Below are 20,217 nucleotides of genomic sequence, written 5' to 3'. Positions count from 1 at the left end.
CCGCCGGCCGACAGCGGCTACGACGCCACCGGCGTGCCGACGTTCGACTCGGTGCGCGAGAAGATCGAGCGCCGCTACGAGACCTCGATCGGCGCCCAGGAACTGGATGCGGAGACCCCCGAGGGCCGCACACTCGAGTCGCAGTACGAGGAGCGCCAGCGCGCGGCCGCCGAGCGACTCGAGCAGATCCGCAAATCGATGCACGAGCACTGAGGCGGTGCGGGTATTTACCGTCGCTGAGCGGCGAAACCGTTTGGCGCGCAGACATTTCCTTGCCCCTGACACCGATCAGCCGATAGACCGGATCGCGGCAACCCTGGTCGGCCTGCACGCCACCGATCCCGCCACCCCCTACCTGTCACTGTGGGCTCGACGCCCAGACTTCGCGGTGGCCGACCTGAACGACGCCCTGTATGAAAAGCGTTCGCTGGTCAAGCATCTGGCGATGCGCCGCACGCTGTGGGTGTTCGATCCCGCCGATCTGCCCACCGTGCAGGCCGCGGCCAGCGACCGGGTGGCTGACACCGAACGGCGCCGGCTGATCGCCGATGTGGCCAAGGCCGGCGTGGCCGACGACGGTGAGCAATGGCTGGAGCGGGCCGCCGCCGCGGTGCTGGCCCACCTGGACCGCAACGGCCCGGCCAGCAGCATCGCCCTGCGCACCGCCCTGCCCGAGCTGGCCGGCACCTACGATCCGGCGCCGGGAAAGTCCTACGGCGGCCAGACCCACCTGGCGCCGCGCGCACTGACCGTGCTGGGCGCGCAAGGCCACATCGTGCGGGGTCCCAACGACGGCGGCTGGACCTCGTCGCGACCGCGGTGGGCCACCACGCGCAGCTGGATCGGCGAACGCGGCGTTCCGGTGACCGCTGAGCCGGCGCAGACCCAGCTGATCGGCACCTGGCTGCGGGCATTCGGCCCGGCCACCGCGGAGGACATCCGGTGGTGGTTCGGCACCACCAAGACGGTGGTCCGCAAGGCGCTCAGCGCGATCGGCGCCGTCGACGTCGACCTGCACGGCACGCCCGGTTACGCGCTGCCCGACGACCTGGAGCCCGAAGCCGAGCCCGAGCCGTGGGGTGCGCTGCTGCCGGGCCTCGACGTCACCACCATGGGGTGGTATCAGCGCGACTGGTACCTCGGCGAGCACCGCGGTCAGCTCTTCGACAACAACGGCAACGCCGGGCCCACGGTGTGGTGGAACGGCCGGATCGTCGGCGGCTGGTGTCAGGATGCGGCCGCGAAGGTGCAGCTGCAGCTGCTCGAGGACCCGGGCCGCGCCGCCCGCTCCCTATTGGAGAAGCGCGCACAAGATCTCACCGCCTGGCTGGACGGGGTGCGGGTGCCGCCGCGGTTTCCGTCACCGCTGGTGAAGGCCGGCGCTACTGCGGCGAAGCGCCGAACTGTTTCTTGAGCATCGCGTAGCCCCAGGCCAGCACCAGCCAGGGCGCGATCAGCCACGGGCTGTTCAGCAGGACGAACTTGACGCCCAGATCCATGAAGCTGTCGGTGTTGATCGACGGGAAACCGGCGATGATCTCGGTGCCGTAGTAGTACCAGGTCAAGACGGTGTGCGTGACGGCCGTCGACATCACCAGCAGGGTTCCCCGGTAGTCGGTGAACTTGGACCGAAACAGCAGAACGAGGCCGGTGACGCCCACGCAGGCGTTGATCACCGACAGCACCTCGATCATCAAGAAATTGGGTTCGGCGTGCAGGTAGCGCAGATCGCCGCCGTCGATGTAGTTCCACCAGGGATAGGCCCACGCGGCATCGCGCGCTCCGGCGATGGCCCTGTGCAGAATCAGCCATCCGAGCTCCCAGGTCAGATGCGTTGTGTAGGAGCAGATCACGAACGGCAGGACCACCGCCTGCAGGCGCTGGAATCGGGTCCAGGACCGCAGCGACGGGATCGGCAGGAATGCCGCGAAGATGCCCAGGAAGTAGGCGGCCGTCGCCTGCACCACCATGGCGTTGGCGATGAAGGGCCGGTCGGCGCCACTGTGAAACGCCAGGTAGCTGTAGACCGGGAACGCCAGAACCAGCGAGCCGAAAGCCACGATCCACACGATGCGAAGTCCGCGCGACGGCGGAAGTTTCGCCGAGATCGGCGGCGCGTATTCCCGGCTCAACTCTGCGGTCGCCATCGGCGCGCCTCTCAGGTAAGTGCAGCATCGCAATTACTGAGGGACCGTAGCACCTCGAGAGTGTCAGCCTGCGGCGATCGGAGCGGCCGGTTAGGCGCTGGCCTTGCGGCGGCGTTTGACCGCTTTGGCGGGTTTGGCGGGGGCGCCCAGGATTTCGGCGAGGAACTTGCCGGTGTAGCTCTCCGGCACCGCCACCACATCCTCCGGTGTGCCGGTGGCCACCACCGTGCCGCCGCCGGCGCCGCCTTCAGGACCCATGTCGATGATCCAGTCCGCGGTCTTGATCACGTCCAGGTTGTGCTCGATGACGATCACCGTGTTGCCCTTGTCGACCAGGCCGTTGATGACGCCCAGCAGTTTCGCGATGTCCTCGAAATGCAGGCCGGTGGTGGGCTCGTCGAGGATGTAGACCGTCCGGCCGGTGGAACGCTTCTGCAGTTCCGAGGCCAGCTTCACCCGCTGCGCCTCTCCCCCGGACAGCGTCGGCGCCGGCTGGCCCAGCCGCACATATCCCAGTCCGACGTCGACGAGGGTGCGCAGGTAGCGGTGGATGCCGGTGATCGGCTCGAAGAACTCCGCGGCCTCCTCGATGGACATGTCCAGCACCTCGGCGATGGTCTTGCCCTTGTAGTGCACCTCCAGGGTCTCCCGGTTGTAGCGGGCACCGTGGCAGACCTCGCAGGGCACATAGACGTCCGGCAGGAAGTTCATCTCGATCTTGATGGTGCCGTCGCCGGTACACGCCTCGCAGCGGCCGCCCTTGACATTGAACGAGAACCGGCCGGGCTGATAACCCCGGACCTTGGCCTCGGTGGTGGCGGCGAACAGGGTGCGGATCTTGTCGAACACCCCGGTGTAGGTGGCCGGGTTGGACCGCGGCGTGCGACCGATCGGTGACTGGTCCACCCGCACCAGCTTGTCCAGGTGATCGAGCCCGGTGATCCGGGTGTGCCGGCCGGGCACCAGGCGGGCGCCGTTGAGCTTGTTGGCCAGCACCGTGGCCAGGATGTCGTTGACCAGCGTCGACTTGCCCGAGCCGGACACCCCGGTGACCGCGGTGAGCACGCCGAGCGGAAAGGCCACGTCCACCCCGGACAGGTTGTGCTCGCGCGCGCCGACCACCCCGAGCATGCGCTTGGGGTCCACCGGCCGGCGGGCCTGCGGAATCGCAATGCTTTTCGCGCCGGAGAGGTAGGCGCCGGTGATCGAGTCGGTGTTGGCCAACAGCTCGCTGTAGGTCCCGCTGTGCACGATCCTGCCGCCGTGCTCACCGGCCGCCGGGCCGATGTCGACGATCCAGTCGGCGTGCGCGATGGTGTCCAGGTCGTGCTCGACGACGATCAGCGTGTTGCCCAGATCGCGCAACCGCACCAGCGTCTCGATGAGGCGCCGATTGTCGCGCTGATGCAGCCCGATCGACGGCTCATCGAGCACGTAGAGCACCCCGACCAGGCCGGAGCCGATCTGGGTGGCCAGCCGAATGCGTTGCGCCTCACCGCCGGACAGGGTTCCGGCGGCCCGCGACAGGGTCAGATACTCCAAGCCGACGTCGAGCAGGAAGCTCAGCCGGGACTGGATCTCCTTGAGCACCTGCCCGGCGATGGCCTGCTCACGCGGGCCCAGGGTGAGCGCGTTGAGGAAGTCCGAGCAGTCCGCGATCGACAGCTCGCTCACCTGCGCAATGGATTTGCTGCCATAGCCGCCGGCGGCCAGCGTGACCGCCAGAATCTCCGGCTTGAGCCGGGTGCCGGCGCATTCCGGGCACGGCACGTCCCGCATGAACCCGGCGTAGCGGTCCTTCATCTGCTCGGATTCGGTCTGCTCCATCTTGCGCTGCAGGAAGGCCATGACGCCTTCGAAATCGGTGTAGTACGAGCGCGTCCGGCCGTAGCGGTTGCGGTAGCGCACGTGCACCTGCTCGTCGGAGCCCTCCAGAATCGCCTTGCGGGCCTTGGCCGGCAGCTTGCGCCACGGGGTGTCGACGTCGAAGCCCATCGCCTCCCCGAGGCTGGCCATCATCCGGATGAAGTACTCGCTGGTGGGGCCCATCGACCAGGGCACCACCGCGCCCTCGGCCAGGGTGCGGTCCGGGTCGGGCACCACCAGATCCGCGTCGACCTCTTTGCGAATGCCCAGGCCCGCGCACTCCGGGCAGGCGCCGTAGGGCGAGTTGAAGGAGAACGACCGCGGCTCCAGGTCGTCGACCGACAGCGCGTGCCCGTTGGGGCAGGCCAGCTTCTCGGAGAACCGCTGTTCGCGGTGCGGGTGGTCGTCCTCCCGGTCGACGAACTCCAGCACCACGATGCCGTCGGCCAGGCCCAGCGCGGTCTCCACCGAATCGGTGAGCCGCTGTTTGGCGGATTCCTTGACGGTGAGGCGGTCGACGACCACCTCGATGTCGTGCTTTTCCTGCTTCTTGAGCTTGGGCGGATCGGTGAGCGAATGGACCACCCCGTCCACCCGCACCCGGCTGTAACCCTGGGTGTTCAGCTTCTCGAAGAGGTCGGCGAACTCGCCCTTGCGGGTGCGCACCACCGGCGCCAGCACCTGAAACCGCAGGCCCTCGTCCATGGCCAAGACCTGGTCGACGATCTGCTGCGGGGTCTGCCGGGCGATCCGCTCGCCACAGACCGGGCAGTGCGGGGTACCGGCGCGGGCGTAGAGCAGCCGCAGGTAGTCATAGACCTCGGTGATGGTGCCGACCGTGGAGCGCGGGTTGCGGTTGGTGGACTTCTGGTCGATGGACACAGCCGGTGAGAGGCCCTCGATGAAGTCGACATCGGGTTTGTCCATCTGGCCGAGGAACTGGCGGGCGTAGGCCGACAGGGATTCCACGTAGCGGCGCTGGCCCTCGGCGAAGATGGTGTCGAAGGCCAGCGAGGACTTCCCCGAACCGGACAACCCCGTGAACACGATCAACGCGTCGCGCGGCAGGTCCAGATCCACACTGCGCAGGTTGTGTTCCCGCGCACCCTTGACGATCAGCCGGTCAGCCACGGGTCCATGCTAGGTGGCGCTACCGACAACCAGGTCAGGGCCAGTACGGTTGCCGATATGACCTCCCAGATCGCGGTTGACGACAACTACACCGGACACGTCGAACCCGGGACCGCGGCCCGGCGCACCCTGCCCGGGGCCACCATCATCAAGGCCTCGGTGGGCCCGATGGACAACAACGCCTACCTGGTGACGTGCACCAAGACCGGCAAGACCCTGCTGATCGACGCGGCCAATGACGCCGACAAGCTGGTGGCGCTGGTTCGCGAGTACGCCCCGGACGTGGCGCTGATCGTCACCAGCCACCAGCACTTCGACCACTGGCAGGCGCTGACCGCCCTCGCTGAGGCCACCGGAGCGCCGACGGCGGCGCACGCCCTGGACGCCGAGCCGCTGCCGGTGACCCCGGAGCGCATCCTGGCCGACGGCGACACCGTGACCGTGGGCGATCTGAGCTTCGACGTGATCCACCTGCAGGGCCACACCGAGGGATCGGTGGCGCTGGCCCTCGACGGCCCGGCCACCGGCGGCGTGACGCAGCTGTTCACCGGTGACTGCCTGTTCCCCGGCGGCGTCGGAAAGACTTGGCAGCCCGGAGATTTCGAGCGCCTACTCGGTGACGTGAGCCGCAAGGTGTTCGACCGGTACGGCGACGACACCGTGGTCTACCCCGGGCACGGCGATGACACCGTTCTGGGGGTGGAGCGCCCGCACCTGGCGGAGTGGCGCGAACGGGGCTGGTGAGCCCGCCGGCTAGCCGGTGGTGTGAACGATCAGCACGTCGATCTTGGAGCGCCGCGACACGTTGGCCGGCACCGAGCCCAGCAGGCGCCCGGCGATGGTGCTCAGGCCGACATTGCCGACCACCAGCAGGTCGGCCTTGACGTCCTCCGCCAGCTCCACCAGTGCGTCGACCGGAGCCCCGACGATGGCCCGCTCCTCGACCTCGTAGGCACCGGCGGCGATGGCCCGCTCCTTGGCCTCCTTGAGGATGGCGTAGATCGGGGCGTTGCCCGAGGCCTTGTAGCCCTCGTCCTTGAGGATGTCGGCGGCACGGGGGTCGTCGGCGTGCGGCAGATAGGCGGTGGCGATGACGACTTTCGAGCCTTCGACAGACGCCAGATGGGCCGCGCGGTCAACGGCGCGCAGCGACGAGTCCGAGCCGTCCGTACCGACCACCACGGTCTTGTAGCCGCTCATTCGTAAACCCTCCCGGTGCATTGGTCGCCTGTTCGCAAACTGAGCCATGGCGACACTAACGCTTCGACGGGCCCGATGGGGGCGATTGGCGTCACATGTCGTTTGCGGCGCGGCGCACACAGCGCTCTGACCGGCCAGAAAGCAGCGTTGGACAGGTCTCGTGACGTAGCTGACATGTCGTGTCGAGCGGTAGCGTGGAATGTCATAACCGTCACCGCGACCGACAGCGCACGCCGTTGAGCCAGGTACTGAACCCGCCCCCGGTGCGTCTCGATGCGAGCCCGCCGCCGCCTTCGCCGCGTCCGTCGCGCGTACCGGATGTGGCCGTAATCGCCGTCGCGGCAACGGTGATCAGCGTCATCGGGGCGAGCCGGCCGTCGCTGTGGTTCGACGAAGCGGCCACCATTTCGGCGGCGACGCACCGCACACTTCCGGAACTGTGGCGGATGCTCACCCATATCGACGCGGTGCACGGGATGTATTACCTGGTGATGCACGGCTGGTTTGCGGTGTTCCCCGCGACCGAATTCTGGGCGCGGGTGCCGAGCAGTCTGGCGGTGGGCGCGGGCGCCGCCGGTGTGGTGGTGTTGTCCCGCGGCTTCACCGGCCGGCGGGTATCGGTGTGCGCCGGTGTGCTTTACGCGATCCTGCCGCGGATGACGTGGGCCGGCGTCGAGGCGCGTCCGTACGCGTTCTCGGCGATGGCCGCGGTGTGGCTCACCGTGCTGTGGGTGACCACAGCCCGGCACGACAGCCGGCGACTGTGGGCGGGCTACGCGGTGGCGGTGGTGGCGGCGACGCTGCTGAACACCTTCACCGTGCTGATGGTGGCGGTACACGCCGTGGCGCTGCGCCGGGTGGGAGGCGCGTGGCGGCGATGGGCGGTGGCCACCGGTATCGCGTTGGCGGTACTGGCTCCGTTCCTCTGGTTCAGCCAGGGACAGATTCGCCAGGTCGCGTGGATTCGACCGCTGAACCCGCACACCGTCGTCGAGATCGTGGTGCAGCAGTACTTCGACGACAGTGTGCCGTTCGCGATCCTGGCGTGGCTGGTGCTCGCCGGCGCCGTCGTCGCGGTGCGGCGCGGCGCCCGCCGGTCCCCCGATTCGGCGACGCGGCAACTGGCGGCACTGTGCGTGGCCTGGATGCTCATCCCGACAGTGGCCACGCTGATCTATTCGGTGGCGGTGAAACCCGTTTATTACCCGCGGTATTTGATCTGCACCGCGCCGGCGATGGCGATATCGCTGGCGATCGCGGTGACCACGATCGCCACGTCACGCCGCGCCATGGTCGGCGTCCTCGCCCTGCTGGTGATCGCCGCGGCCCCCAATTACGTTGTCAATCAACGTGATCGGTACACCAAAGAGAAGGGCTGGGACTACAGCGACGTGGCCGACGTGATCGTCGCGCACGCCCAGCCCGGGGACTGCCTACTGATCGACAACACCACCAGGTGGCTGCCCGGCCCGATCCGGGCGCTGACCGCCGCACGCCCCGAGGCGTTCGCCAAGCTGACCGATCCCGGCCTGGGGCCGCGCCGTCAAACCCGGGGCCGGCTGTGGGACGGCCACCTCGGGGTGGGCGCTTTGAAGGATCAGTTCGACCGATGCCCGACGATCTGGGCGATCACCGATCACGACCGCAGTCTGCCGGCCCATCAGAAGGCCGTGATGCTGCCGGTGGGCACCCGGTTCGCCCGCACCCCGGACGGCCAGATGCTGCACGCGCTGCGCTTCCACGTCGTCGAGCGCTGGCAGTTCACCTTCGCCCAGGTGATCAAGGCCACCCGGTGACCGGCTAGGAACAACAGCTGGGATCCAGGGCCGTACACAGGGCCTGCAAAGCATCCGTTCGCACCCGGTGGAACATGTTCATCCCGCGCCTGTCCGAGACCACCAAGCCGGCCCTGCGCAACTGCGTCAGATGGTGGCTGACAGTCGACTCACTCAGGCCCAGGCTTGAGGCCAGGTCGCCGGACTTCTCCTCGCCGGCGGGCGAGCTGAACAGCAACGACACGATCTTGACCCGAACCGGATCGGCCAACGCCTTGAGCCGCAGCGCGATCTGCAGGGCATCAGCATCCGTCATGGGTCCTGCGGCAACCGGCGCGCAGCACACCGGCGCGGTCGTGTCGATCACCGGCAACGCTTTCGGCATGCATCCATACTGCCACACTTCATTGACATATATCGAAAACGTGGCATGCTGGCCCCAGATCAGTAGTTCGACATATGTCTCACAACTGGAGGTGCCATGTCCCGGATACAACTCGCGCTCAACGTCGACGACCTCGATGCCGCGATCGCGTTCTATTCGCGGCTGTTCGACACCGCGCCGGCCAAGGTCAAGCCCGGCTACGCCAATTTCGCGGTCGCCGACCCGCCGCTGAAGCTGGTGCTGCTGGAGAACCCGAGCCACGGCGGGACCCTGAACCACCTCGGCGTCGAGGTGCCCTCAAGTGAGATCGTCCACGAGGAGATCACCCGCCTGAGTGACGCGGGCCTGGTGACCGAGGCGGAGATCGGTACCACGTGCTGTTACGCCACTCAGGACAAGGTCTGGGTCAGCGGCCCGGACCAGGAACGCTGGGAGGTCTACACCAAGATCGCCGACACCGAGTCCGCCGCAGCTCCGGCAGGCTGCTGCTGACTCGAAGCTCCTCAGGCGGCGGCCAGCGGTCCCGCGCCCCTGCTGGCCCGGACCGCGACCACGGATCCCAGTGCGGCGAGCCCGGCGAAGATCGCGAACAGCCAGCGGGCCGCGGGCTGACCGGTGCTCATCGCGGTGTTGACCACCAGGCCGGCCAGGCCCGCGCCAAACGCCCCGCCGATCAGCGTGACCGTGTTGACCGCGGCGGCGGCGGTCCCACCCTCGGCGGGATCGTCGACGCAGCTCATCGCCCAGGCCGACAGGTGCGGCCAGCCGGCGCCGACGCCGATACCCACCACCAGCAGCGCCAGCGCCCAGATCGCGCCGACCGCGGTCGGGTTGTAATGGCGCATCCGGGCGAAGGCGACCACCGCCAATCCCGCCGACATCACCAACGGCGCCGTGATCACCAGCCCGATGACCACCCGCACCCTGCTCACCGATGCGCTGGCGATCTCGCTGAACGTCCAGCCGGTCGACAGCGCAGCGCCCAGGAAGCCGGCCATCACCGGCGGCAGGTGGGCCAGCCGCTGCCCCAGCAGCGGGATATACAGGTTGGCCTTGGTGGTGGCCATCAGCAGGCCCAACGTCAGGTAGATCCACTTCTCCCGACCCGGCTGGAACACGCTGGACGGCAGCACCGCCGCCGACGCGCGCCGGTCCACGATCAGGAACACGGCCAGCAGGACCCCGCCCACCAGCAACAATCCGACGGCGCCGATCAGGCTGCGCGGCAACTGCGCGACACTGACCGCGAGCGCGGCAGCGCCCAGCAGCAGCAGCGACCGCACCGGGAACCGCACGGACTCGCCGCGGTGCCCGACGCTGCCGGCCGGCAGCACCACGCAGACCGCCACGGCCATCGCCACGGTCAGCATCGCCATCAGGCCGAACGCCCACCGCCAGACGCCGAACTGGGCGAACAGACCGCCGGCCGCGGGGCCCACCAGGGTGCCGGTCCCCCACATGGCCGACACCAGGCCTGATGCCCGGGTCCACAGCCAGCTGGGCAGGACGGCGTTGATCAGCGCCCACCCCAGCCCGGCCAACAGGCCGCCGCCCGTGCCCTGCAGGGTGCGACCGATCAGCAGCACTTCCATCTCCGGCGCCAGCGCACACAGCGTCGTGCCCAGGCCGAACGACAACAGGCCCACCAGGTAGGCCGAACGGGAACCCACCCGGACCAGCACCGCGTTGGTCGCGGCCGCGGCGATCACCGACCCGACCAGGTAGACGGTGGTCACCCAGGCGTAGAACCGCTCGCCGCCGATGTCCTTGATGGTGTCGGGCAGCAGACTGGTCGTCAGGAACTCATTGGTGGCGTACAGCGCGACACCGCCGGCCAGCAGGGCCGCGGTGCCCCGATAGCGCCTACCGAGCAGCTCCCCCCAGCTGCCAGTCCCCGGGGCCGTCACTTGATGCCGGCCGCGTCCATACCCCGCAGTTCCTTCTTGAGGTCGGCGATCTCGTCGCGAATCCGGGCCGCCAACTCGAACTGCAGGTCACGTGCCGCGTTCATCATCTGCTCGGTGAGGTCCTTGACCAGATCGGCCAGTTCGGCCCGCGGCATGTTGCTGGTGTCGCGGCCCTCGAAGACACCGGCGCTGACGGCTCGGCCGGGTTCGCCCTGGGCCCGCCGGCCCCGCGAGGCGTTGCGGCCCGACCCGGCGACCTCGATGGATTCGGTGTCCTCCACCTCCCGGTACACCTGGTCGAGGATGTCGGCGATCTTCTTGCGCAGCGGCTGGGGGTCGATGCCATTGGCCTCGTTGTAGGCGATCTGCTTGGCCCGGCGGCGTTCGGTCTCGTCGATGGCCTCCCGCATGGAGTCGGTGATCTTGTCGGCGTACATGTGCACTTCGCCGGAGACGTTGCGGGCGGCGCGGCCGATGGTCTGGATCAGGCTGCGGGTGGAGCGCAGGAAGCCCTCCTTGTCGGCGTCGAGGATGGACACCAGCGACACCTCCGGCAGGTCCAGGCCCTCCCGCAGCAGGTTGATGCCGATCAGCACGTCGTAGTCGCCGAGCCGCAGCTGCCGCAGCAGCTCCACCCGGCGCAGCGTGTCGACCTCGGAGTGCAGGTAGCGCACCCGGATCCCCATCTCCAGCAGGTAATCGGTGAGATCCTCGGCCATCTTCTTGGTGAGCGTGGTGACCAGCACCCGCTCGTCGGCATCGGTGCGCTGGCGGATCTCGGCGATCAGGTCGTCGATCTGGCCCTTGGTGGGCTTCACCACCACTTTGGGGTCCACCAGGCCGGTCGGGCGGATCACCTGCTCGACGAACTCACCGCCGGCCTGGCTGAGCTCGTACGGGCCCGGGGTGGCCGACATGTAGACGGTCTGGCCGATCCGGTCGGCGAACTCCTCCCAGGTCAGCGGGCGGTTGTCGCATGCCGAGGGCAGCCGGAACCCGAACTCCACCAGGTTGCGCTTCCGCGACATGTCGCCCTCATACATGCCGCCGATCTGCGGGACGGTGACATGCGACTCGTCGATGATGAGCAGGAAGTCCTCGGGGAAGTAATCCAGCAGGGTGGCCGGCGGGGTGCCGGCGCCACGGCCGTCGATGTGGCGCGAATAGTTCTCGATGCCCGAGCAGAAGCCGACCTGACGCATCATCTCGATGTCGTAGTTGGTGCGCATCCGCAGCCGCTGGGCCTCCAGCAGTTTGCCCTGGTTCTCCAGCTCTTCGAGCCGGACGGCGAGCTCCTGTTCGATGGTGGAGATGGCCTGCGCCATGCGTTCCGGGCCGGCGACGTAGTGGGTGGCCGGGAAGATGCGCAGCGAGTCGACCTTGCGGACCACGTCCCCGGTGAGGGGGTGCAGGTAGTACAGCGCCTCAATCTCGTCGCCGAAGTACTCGATGCGGACCGCCAGCTCCTCATAGGACGGGATGATTTCGACGGTGTCGCCGCGCACCCGGAACGAGCCGCGGGTGAACGCCATGTCATTGCGGGTGTACTGCACGTCGACCAGCAGCCGCAGCAGGCCGTCGCGCGGCACCTCGGCGCCCACCTGCAGCTCGACGGAACGGTCCAGGTAGGACTGCGGGGTGCCCAGGCCGTAGATGCAGGACACCGAGGCCACCACCACGACGTCGCGCCGGGACAGCAGGCTGGACGTCGCCGAGTGGCGCAGCCGCTCGACGTCGTCGTTGATCGAGCTGTCCTTCTCGATGTAGGTGTCGGTCTGCGCGATATAGGCTTCCGGCTGGTAGTAGTCGTAGTACGAGACGAAGTACTCGACGGCGTTGTGCGGCAGCATCTCTCGCAGCTCGTTGGCCAGCTGGGCAGCCAGCGTCTTGTTCGGCGCCATCACCAGGGTGGGGCGTTGCAGCCGTTCGATCAGCCAGGCCGCGGTGGCCGACTTGCCGGTGCCGGTGGCGCCCAACAGCACCACGTCCTTCTCCCCGGAGGTGATGCGACGTTCCAGGTCCGCGATGGCGGCGGGCTGGTCACCGGCCGGCTGGTACTCGCTGACGACCTCGAACCGGTTGCCGGCGCGGACGATGCCTTCCACGGCGTCTGCGGGCGGCCGATATTCCGAATGCGCGACGATAGGGTGTTCGGTTGCGAAGGCCACGGAGACCAGAGTAGGCCGGACCTCCGACAGTGAGAGGCGGCCAGCAGTGCATCCACCCAAGGAAGAGACCTTCGACCTGCGCGATTACACCAATACCGACCCCAAGGGAGTGGTGCGGGCAGTCGACGTCTACACGGTGCATCCGTGGGGTCTCTACCTGGCCCGCCCCACCCCCGGCCGGGCCCAGTTCCACTACCTGGAGTCCTGGCTGCTGCCGTCGCTGGGTCTGCGCGCGACCGTCTTCCACTTCAACCCGGGCCATGAGCGCGACCAGGACTTCTACCTCGACGTCGGCGAGTACACCGCAGGACCGCAGCGCTGGCACTCCCGCGACCACTACCTGGATCTGGTGGTCCGCACGGCTTCCGGTGTCGAGCTCGCCGACACCGACGAGCTGATGGCCGCCGTCACGGAGGGCCTGCTCAGCCGCGAGGACGCCGAGCAGGCGGTGTTGCACGCAGTGGCCGCCGTCGACGGTCTGGCCCGTAACGGCTATGACCTGCACCGTTGGCTGGCCGGCCAGGGGATGCCGGTGACCTGGCCGGTCAGCGAGGGGCTGCGGGGATCGCCGCCGCGATCGCGGTAGACAGCTGTGACGCACGGTGTTTCTGGGGACCGTGCTGCGGCCGCGCTAAACTCCGCTGCTATGAACGCCACACTGCGAATCGGTGTCGCCGCCGCGACGATCGCCACCCTGTTCGGGTGCGGTCAGCTGATCCCGGTACCGGCGGCGGCCGCCGACGAACTGCACAACGTCACCTACATCGCGAAGGTCGATGCCTGGTCCAGCGGCAACGTGGTCACCTTCATGCGCACCGACACCGAGACCGCCAGCGCGGACCTCGATGCGTTCGGGAGCCCGTTCGAGGCCAACACGGTGATGGAGGACCCCAGCAAGGCCGGCATGGTGATCCGGTTGCGTTTCCCGACCACCGCCACGGTGCACTGCGAGATCAAGGTCGACGGCGTCACCACGGTCAAGAGCGAGCGCTTCGTCAACACCTGGGGCAACACCAACGATCCCCACACCGGCGCGATGCTGTGTGGCGCGCTGATCAGCAGCATGGCCTGATCGGCCTGATCGGCTGGAGCCGGATCGGCTAGCGCCACCCCGTGCGGTCGGCCCACGCCCACGCCTGGCGGTAGGCGGTGTCGAACCAGGGTTCCTTGACGGCGGCGTAGGCCTCGATACCGCCCTCGACGCCCGCGCGCTCCGCGTTGCGCTTGACGGCCAGGTACTCGGCGCGAGCCTCGGCGTCCGCGGACAGCCAGGCCGGAAACAGCAGGGCGAACTGCTGATTGGGCCAGCCCGCCACCCGGATGTGCACGTTGGTGGCCCGCCCCGGGTCGGCGGAGGCGTGCACCCGCTTGTGCCACAACGCCGGATCTTCCGCATGGTCGAATTCGGCGACGGTGCTGCGGGCATCGGGTTTGCCGTTGTCGGCGGTGATCGCCTCGATCCGCGGGTAACCGGCGCGCAGCAGGGATTCGGCGAGCTCATCGGCCACCGCCAGGGATTCGACCGTGACCTGCACGTCGATGACGTCTTTGGCGTCCAGACCGGGCACCGCGGTGGAACCGATGTGGTCGACCCGGACCGCCCGGTGGCCGCAGGCGGTGCGCACCCGGGCCAGGATGCGCTGCGCCTGATCCGGCCAGGTCGGATCGGCCGGCATCAGGTGCGTCGGGGACGGCACCGTCTGGCGGGTGATGAGGTTGTGCGCGAACGGCTTGATGCGCTGATGCCACAGCTCGAGCGCCTGCTCCGCCAGTTGATCCGGATCGCCCGAATTGTCCAGCCAGACATCGGCGACGTCGCGCCGCTGCGGCTCGGTGGCCTGCGCGGCGATCCGGGCCCGGGCGTCGGCCTCCGACATGCCGCGGTACTGAAGGAGCCGGGCCACTCGGGTTTCGACGTCCGCGTGCACCACGACCACCAGCGGGAACAGCGGGGCCATCTGCGATTCGACCAGCAGCGGGATGTCCTCGACGATCACCGCCTCGTCACCGGCCGCTTCGATCAGCTCCGCGCGGCGTGCCGCCACCAGGGGGTGCACGATGCCGTTGAGCGTGGCCCGCTTGTCGTCGTCGCTGAAGGCGATCGCCGCCAGCGCCGGACGGTCCAAAGCGCCGTCCGGAAGCAGGATGCCCGGCCCGAAGGCCTCGACCAATTTGGCGAGGCCTTCGGTACCGGGCTCCACAACTTCACGGGCGATGACGTCACCGTCGACGATGACGCCACCGTGGCGGCTGAAGGTAGCCGACACCGTCGACTTACCGGCGCCGATACCGCCGGTCAGACCGATACGCAGCATCTGCGCCCTTTCACCGCCCTGGGCGCGAATTAAGCGCTGTTACCGGCGAGCTTCTCCCGCAGCGCGGCGAGCTGCTCGTCGCTGGCCAGCGAACCGCCGGCCGGAGCCTCGTCGCGGTGCGAACCGTTGGCACCCGAGCGCGGCTCGGCCTGCTCGGCAGCGGCGAACTTCTCCATCTGCGCGGTGTGCATCTTGTGCCGGCGCTCGGCCTCGGCGTAGCGGGCCTCCCACTCGGTGCGCTGCTTGTCGAAACCTTCGATCCACTCGTTGGTCTCGGCGTCGAAGCCCTCGGGGAAGATGTAGTTGCCCTGCTCGTCGTAGCTGTCGGCCATGCCGTACTTCGAGGGGTCGAACTCCTCGGTGTAGTCCTCGTTGGCCTGCTTGAGGCTCAGCGAGATCCGGCGACGGTCCAGGTCGATGTCGATGACCTTGACCATGGCGTCGTCGCCGACCGCGACAACCTGGTCCGGAACCTCGACGTGGTGCTCAGCCAGCTCGGAGATGTGCACCAGACCCTCGATGCCCTCCTCGACACGGACGAACGCACCGAACGGCACCAGCTTGGTGACCTTGCCCGGAACGATCTGGCCGATCGCGTGGGTACGGGCGAAGTGGCGCCACGGGTCTTCCTGAGTGGCCTTGAGCGACAGCGAAACCCGCTCGCGGTCCATGTCGACGTCGAGCACCTCGACGGTGACCTCGTCGCCCACCTGGACGACCTCGGACGGGTGGTCGATGTGCTTCCAGGACAGCTCGGAGACGTGCACCAGGCCGTCCACGCCGCCCAGGTCGACGAAGGCGCCGAAGTTGACGATCGAGGAGACCACGCCCTTGCGGACGGCGCCCTTCTGCAGCTGGTTGAGGAACTCGCTGCGCACCTCGGACTGGGTCTGCTCCAGCCAGGCGCGACGGGACAGCACCACGTTGTTGCGGTTCTTGTCCAGCTCGATGATCTTGGCTTCGATCTCTTTGCCGATGTAGGGCTGCAGGTCGCGGACCCGGCGCATCTCCACCAGCGAGGCCGGCAGGAAGCCGCGCAGCCCGATGTCGAGGATCAGGCCGCCCTTGACGACCTCGATGACGGTGCCCTTGACGGCCTCGTCCTTCTCCTTGAGCTCTTCGATGGTGCCCCAGGCGCGCTCGTACTGGGCGCGCTTCTTGGACAGGATCAGGCGACCCTCTTTGTCCTCTTTGGTCAGGACCAGAGCCTCGACCTCGTCACCGACGGACACCACCTCGTGGGGGTCGACGTCGTGCTTGATGGACAGTTCGCGGGAGGGGATGACACCTTCGGTCTTGTAACCGATGTCGAGCAGGACCTCGTCCCGGTCAACCTTGACGATCGTCCCTTCGACGATGTCGCCATCGTTGAAGTACTTGATGGTCTTGTCGATGGCGGCGAGAAAGTCCTCGGCCGAGCCGATGTCGTTGACGGCTACTTGCGGCGAGGTGACGGTGGGACTTGGCATGTGTTGGGTTGCTCCGGACATTTTGACGTAGTAGGGACTGAGTGTTGTCACGCATGCTGGGCATGCGGTGGCCCGCGATCTGGTCTAGAACTAGTCGAGGACTACCTGTTGAGGCTACTCGACGCGTTGCACGCTGGACAAACCGGTGGCTACGCTCCCTCGCTATGCCTGTGATGCGGAACCGGCGGAAAGTCGGAGCGCCGCTCATCGTGATCGTCCTCCTCGCCATTGTCACGGCGTTCCTGCTGCTGTTGTTCACCGCGGCCAACCCGGGTGGAACGCTGACCGCGCTGGTGCTGTCGAGCATGTCGATGCTGGTGGTGCTGTTGTGCTACCGGTGGCTGGACCGCTGGGAGCCCGAGCCACGGCGCCTGCTGCAACTGGCGTTCCTGTGGGGCACCTCGGTCGCGGTGGTACTGGCGGTGGGCCTGGAGACTTTCGGGTCTTCGGTGGCCAACATCCGGCCGCTGGTGTCGAAGACCTTCGACATGGCTGCCATTCAGGCGCCGTTCATCGAAGAGGCCGCCAAGGGGCTGTTTCTGCTGGTCATGCTGACCGGGCGGCGGCGGTTGGCGCTGAACTCGCTGACCGACTGCATGGTCTACGCGGGCATCGTGGCGGTGGGTTTCGCCTGGATGGAGGACATCGTCTACATCGCGCCGGCCGAATCGCCGGCCCAGATGGCCGCGGTAGCCATCGCCCGGCTGATCTTCGGTCCGTTCGCCCACCCGCTTTTCACCACGATGACCGGAATCGGGGTGTTCTTCGCACTGCGCCGCCACGGGTTCTGGCCGAAGACCTTCGTGATCCTGCTCGGCTACCTGGGTGCGGTGGCCATGCACGCCTCGTGGAACGCCTCGCTGGCGATGGGCCGCGGCGAGTTCTTCCTGGTGACCTACGTGTTCTGGCTGGCGCCGGTGTTCCTGCTGATGGTGCTGCTGGCCGTGCTGAGCCGACGCCACGAACAGCAGTTGGTCGCCACCAAGCTTCCCGGCATGGTGATGGGAGGCCTGATCAGCCCCAACGAGGCGACTTGGCTGGGATCGATCCGCGGCCGCAAGCTGGCCATCCGCGAGGCCACCCGCATCGGCGGCCGGCCCGCCGGCCGGGCGGTGAAGAAGTTCGCCGACCAGGTGGTGCGTCTGGCGTTCATCCGGGACCGTATCGACAGTGGCTTCGGCGATCCCGAGGTGTTCGCGGTGCAGCAGGAGGACGCTCACGGGGTGGTGGCCGCCCGCCAGGCCGCGCCGGTGCTCTACACCATGGCCGGGTATCACTCTCCCCTGCCGGTGCGGCGCTGATCCTCAGGAGGCATGGCGATGCCGCTGCGTAACCGCCTGACCGACTACTTCGGTATCGACCACCCGATCCTGCTGGCGCCCATGGCGCAGGCATCCGGTGGCCGGCTGGCCGCGGCGGTGACTTACGCCGGCGGCCTCGGGCTGCTCGGCGGGGGTTACGGCGACCCGGACTGGCTGCGGCGCGAGTTCGATGCCGCCGGCGACGCGCGCGTCGGGTGCGGCTTCATCGCCTGGAGCCTGGCCCGTGCGCCGGAGGCTCTGGCCGTCGCGCTCGACCGGCAGCCGGCCGCGATCATGCTGTCCTTCGGCGATCCCGCGGCGTTGGCCGCAGACATCCGCGATGCGGGGGTTCCGCTTATCTGCCAGGTGCAGACCCTGGAGCAGGCGGCTGCCGCGCTGGCAGCGGGCGCGAACGCCATCGTGGCGCAGGGATCCGAGGCCGGCGGTCACGGCATGTCGACCCGCTCGACGCTGACGTTTGTCCCGGCCGTCGTGGATCTGGTGGCCTCGCGCTCCCCGGAAACCCTGGTGCTGGCCGCGGGTGGTATCGCCGACGGCCGCGGGATGGCCGCGGCGCTGGCGCTCGGCGCCGACGGAGTCCTCGTCGGCACCCGGCTCTGGGCGTCGCGCGAGGCAATCGTGCCGCCCGAGGCTCATGAGCGGGTCATCCGGGCCAGCGGCGAGGACACCGTCCGCACCCGCGTCTACGACCGTGTGCGAGAACTCGATTGGCCCGCCCAATACGACGAGCGGGCGCTGTGGAATGCATTCCTGCAGACCTGGCACGGCGACGAGAGCCGCCTGCAGGCGCATCTTCCCGAGGCGATCGCCGCCTTTCAGGCGGGGCTGTCCGCAGGGGACTTCGACGTCGCGCACATCCTGATCGGCGAGTCCGTGGGTCTGATCCACGACATCGTCCCCGCGGGTGAGATCGTGGCGCAGATGGTGCACGACGCCGCCCGAATCCTGAACCGGCGCTAGAAGGGTGGCGGGTCGTCGTCGGTGGCGGCGACTTTCGGAAACCACACGGCGTCGAACGCGGCGAGTCGCGCTTCGCGGGCCTTGCGGTTCTGGTTGCGTTCGGTGGCGATGCGAGCGGCCCGGTGTTGGGCACGGGTGCGCCGCCGGCGGGGCATCATCACGGTGCGCTCACCGCAGCGGTCATCGGTGCGCCGCAGCGTTGCCGGCACCTCGCCGGTGGGTGCGCACAGGCGCGGGAACAACACCGAGCTGCCCGGGGTGCTGACATAGGTGTGCCCCGCCGGGGAGGTCAGAATCAGCGTCCCATCTGGCAACTGTTCCTCGCGCCAACCCCAGAACGTTTTCACCAGATGGTGTGTGCGGCAATAGCATTTGAGGTTCGATGCGTGGGTGGGGCCACCATCGCCGTAGGGAATGGTGTGGTCGACATCGCAATCGATCGCCGGGCGATCGCATCCGGGCCAGCGACAGGTCAGATCCCGGCAGCGGACGTAGTCCGCCAACGCCTTCGAGGGCACATACCCCGGCTCGGCGGGAGCGTCAGCGGGATGCACCACCGGCACCAACCGGGCCGACTCGGCGAGCTCGGCGATCAGCTCCGGCGGGATCAAGCCGTCCGCCTCGACCAATGAGCCCGGCGCATCACCAGACCCGTCGACGGTGGCCTGCTCGGCGATCACATGAATGACCACCGGCGAAACAGCGGCCCGGCCGCCCACCGCGCAATCGGCCCGCCCACAGCGGCAGCCCAGCCGATCCGCCCGCACCGCGAGCGCCCCCATCGCGTCGGCGCGACGCTGCTCACGACTGCGCGGATCGTGCTCACACACCGTGGCCGCCAACGCATCCAACGCGCGGTCCACCGCACGGGCGTCGGTGGTGAACAGACTCCCGCGGATCTCCGAGACCCCACCCTCCATGAAGTCCGCGATCACGATCTCGCGTTCCGTCTGCCGTTCCTTGCGGCGGCGCACCGCATCCGCGTCGGCCTTCGCGACGATCTTGTCGATGCGCGCGGCCAGCCGGCTCATGGTCAGCGACGGCCAGCGCACCACCAGCGCCGCCAACCGGCTGTCCACCGCCGCCAACACCTCACGGTCGGTGATCAGACCGGTCCGATACACCAGCGTCTGGAACAGCCGGATATCGATGTCGCCGGCCTTGAACACCTCGGCCACCTTCGGCAACTGCTCGCGCATCGCCCGGGCATACCGCAGCCGGCTGCCCGCCAGCCCCTGGCTGATCCGCAACGCCGCCGCCACCTCGGCAGCCACCGCCGCCTCGGTGTCCACCGCCCACTCCGGCGTCTCACCACAACGGCTCAACCGCAGGGCGAACAACTCCCCGATGGCCACCAGTTGCGCCGCCGCAGCTCGATTCTCCGACCGAGTCGACACACAGATCCGCTCCACCAACGCAGCCGACTCCGGCGTCGCCGACGGATAACGCCGCTCAAAGCGCTCGCCAAGCCGCGCGACCGACTCGGCCGACGGGAGTGTCTTGAGTCAAGTAGTTGGCAGGGTTTGGGGTGTGGGCGGGTTGAGGTAGGCCTGTTTGGGGGTGTGGTCGGCG

At 68.3% G+C, this 20,217-nt stretch carries 18 protein-coding genes; 9 read left to right on the top strand and 9 right to left on the bottom strand.

Annotated features, from left to right (window positions below):
* Together AWC18_RS17450 and AWC18_RS17445 are read left to right on the top strand one after the other, a co-directional pair.
* The coding region (locus AWC18_RS17450) for a hypothetical protein (protein ID WP_085139555.1) at positions 1-213 on the top strand (213 nt) is incomplete at its 5' end.
* A 4-nt stretch (positions 214-217) separates the two neighbouring features.
* The gene (locus AWC18_RS17445; RefSeq protein WP_085139554.1) at positions 218-1,414 is read left to right on the top strand and encodes a winged helix DNA-binding domain-containing protein; all 1,197 of its coding nucleotides are present in this window, start codon (positions 218-220) and stop codon (positions 1,412-1,414) included.
* Here AWC18_RS17445 and AWC18_RS17440 read toward each other — a convergent pair.
* A complete protein-coding gene (locus AWC18_RS17440; protein ID WP_085139553.1) occupies positions 1,383-2,147 on the bottom strand; it encodes a hypothetical protein in 765 nt (254 codons plus the stop codon). The genes AWC18_RS17445 and AWC18_RS17440 overlap by 32 nt on opposite strands.
* Positions 2,148-2,237: 90 nt before the next feature.
* Positions 2,238-5,144 carry an excinuclease ABC subunit UvrA gene (gene uvrA / locus AWC18_RS17435; protein ID WP_085139552.1) on the bottom strand — a complete coding sequence of 969 codons (2,907 nt, stop codon included), beginning with the start codon at positions 5,142-5,144 and terminating at the stop codon, positions 2,238-2,240.
* Between the two features lie 57 nt (positions 5,145-5,201).
* Between uvrA and AWC18_RS17430 the strand changes: the two genes are divergently transcribed.
* Positions 5,202-5,888, top strand: a complete 687-nt coding sequence (locus tag AWC18_RS17430; RefSeq protein WP_085139551.1) for an MBL fold metallo-hydrolase — start codon at positions 5,202-5,204, stop codon at positions 5,886-5,888.
* A gap of 9 nt (positions 5,889-5,897) precedes the next feature.
* Here AWC18_RS17430 and AWC18_RS17425 read toward each other — a convergent pair whose 3' ends face one another.
* Positions 5,898-6,344 (bottom strand): universal stress protein, encoded by a 447-nt coding sequence (locus AWC18_RS17425; protein ID WP_064998545.1) that lies wholly within the window; start codon positions 6,342-6,344, stop codon positions 5,898-5,900.
* Positions 6,345-6,664: 320 nt separating this feature from the next.
* On the opposite strand from AWC18_RS17425, the gene AWC18_RS17420 reads away from it, so the two are divergent.
* Positions 6,665-8,140 (top strand): glycosyltransferase family 39 protein, encoded by a 1,476-nt coding sequence (locus AWC18_RS17420; protein ID WP_234806571.1) that lies wholly within the window; start codon positions 6,665-6,667, stop codon positions 8,138-8,140.
* A gap of 4 nt (positions 8,141-8,144) precedes the next feature.
* On the opposite strand, the gene AWC18_RS17415 is transcribed toward AWC18_RS17420, so the two are convergent.
* On the bottom strand, positions 8,145-8,504 hold the full coding sequence (locus tag AWC18_RS17415) for an Rv2640c family ArsR-like transcriptional regulator (protein ID WP_085139549.1): 360 nt from the start codon (positions 8,502-8,504) through the stop codon (positions 8,145-8,147).
* A 96-nt stretch (positions 8,505-8,600) separates the two neighbouring features.
* Between AWC18_RS17415 and AWC18_RS17410 the strand changes: the two genes are divergently transcribed.
* Entirely contained in the window at positions 8,601-8,996 is a 396-nt protein-coding gene (locus AWC18_RS17410; protein WP_085139548.1) for an ArsI/CadI family heavy metal resistance metalloenzyme, read from the top strand.
* An 11-nt stretch (positions 8,997-9,007) separates the two neighbouring features.
* On the opposite strand, the gene AWC18_RS17405 is transcribed toward AWC18_RS17410, so the two are convergent.
* Entirely contained in the window at positions 9,008-10,411 is a 1,404-nt protein-coding gene (locus AWC18_RS17405) for an MFS transporter (protein WP_085139547.1), read from the bottom strand.
* The gene (gene uvrB / locus AWC18_RS17400) at positions 10,408-12,579 is read right to left on the bottom strand and encodes an excinuclease ABC subunit UvrB (RefSeq protein WP_085139546.1); all 2,172 of its coding nucleotides are present in this window, start codon (positions 12,577-12,579) and stop codon (positions 10,408-10,410) included. Before uvrB ends, AWC18_RS17405 begins: the two co-directional genes overlap by 4 nt.
* A 46-nt stretch (positions 12,580-12,625) precedes the next feature.
* Here uvrB and AWC18_RS17395 point away from each other — a divergent pair, with 46 nt between their 5' ends.
* Both AWC18_RS17395 and AWC18_RS17390 read left to right on the top strand, forming a co-directional pair.
* Positions 12,626-13,165 (top strand): ribonuclease FAU-1 family protein, encoded by a 540-nt coding sequence (locus AWC18_RS17395; RefSeq protein ID WP_208858392.1) that lies wholly within the window; start codon positions 12,626-12,628, stop codon positions 13,163-13,165.
* Between the two features lie 60 nt (positions 13,166-13,225).
* Positions 13,226-13,651 carry a hypothetical protein gene (locus AWC18_RS17390; RefSeq protein ID WP_085139545.1) on the top strand — a complete coding sequence of 142 codons (426 nt, stop codon included), beginning with the start codon at positions 13,226-13,228 and terminating at the stop codon, positions 13,649-13,651.
* Between the two features lie 28 nt (positions 13,652-13,679).
* On the opposite strand, the gene coaE is transcribed toward AWC18_RS17390, so the two are convergent.
* Together coaE and rpsA are read right to left on the bottom strand one after the other, a co-directional pair.
* Complete coding sequence (gene coaE / locus AWC18_RS17385; protein WP_085139544.1) at positions 13,680-14,894, bottom strand: dephospho-CoA kinase; 1,215 nt, start codon at positions 14,892-14,894, stop codon at positions 13,680-13,682.
* Positions 14,895-14,923: 29 nt separating this feature from the next.
* Positions 14,924-16,363: a 30S ribosomal protein S1 gene (gene rpsA, locus AWC18_RS17380; protein WP_076047766.1), complete on the bottom strand. Its 1,440-nt coding sequence runs from the start codon at positions 16,361-16,363 to the stop codon at positions 14,924-14,926.
* Between the two features lie 173 nt (positions 16,364-16,536).
* Here rpsA and AWC18_RS17375 point away from each other — a divergent pair, with 173 nt between their 5' ends.
* A complete protein-coding gene (locus tag AWC18_RS17375; protein ID WP_085139543.1) occupies positions 16,537-17,664 on the top strand; it encodes a PrsW family intramembrane metalloprotease in 1,128 nt (375 codons plus the stop codon).
* 18 nt (positions 17,665-17,682) lie between these two features.
* Positions 17,683-18,645, top strand: coding sequence for an NAD(P)H-dependent flavin oxidoreductase (locus AWC18_RS17370; RefSeq protein ID WP_085139556.1), 963 nt, complete (start codon positions 17,683-17,685; stop codon positions 18,643-18,645).
* Here the strand turns inward: AWC18_RS17370 and AWC18_RS17365 are convergent.
* Positions 18,642-20,060, bottom strand: a complete 1,419-nt coding sequence (locus AWC18_RS17365; protein ID WP_208858391.1) for an HNH endonuclease signature motif containing protein — start codon at positions 20,058-20,060, stop codon at positions 18,642-18,644. The two genes, AWC18_RS17370 and AWC18_RS17365, sit on opposite strands and share 4 nt — an antisense overlap.
* Positions 20,061-20,217: the final 157 nt, after the last annotated feature.

It is taken from the genome of Mycolicibacter nonchromogenicus (assembly GCF_002101775.1).
GTDB classification, from domain to species: Bacteria; Actinomycetota; Actinomycetes; order Mycobacteriales; family Mycobacteriaceae; genus Mycobacterium; species Mycobacterium nonchromogenicum.
This window is presented reverse-complemented; position numbering and strand designations above follow the sequence as displayed.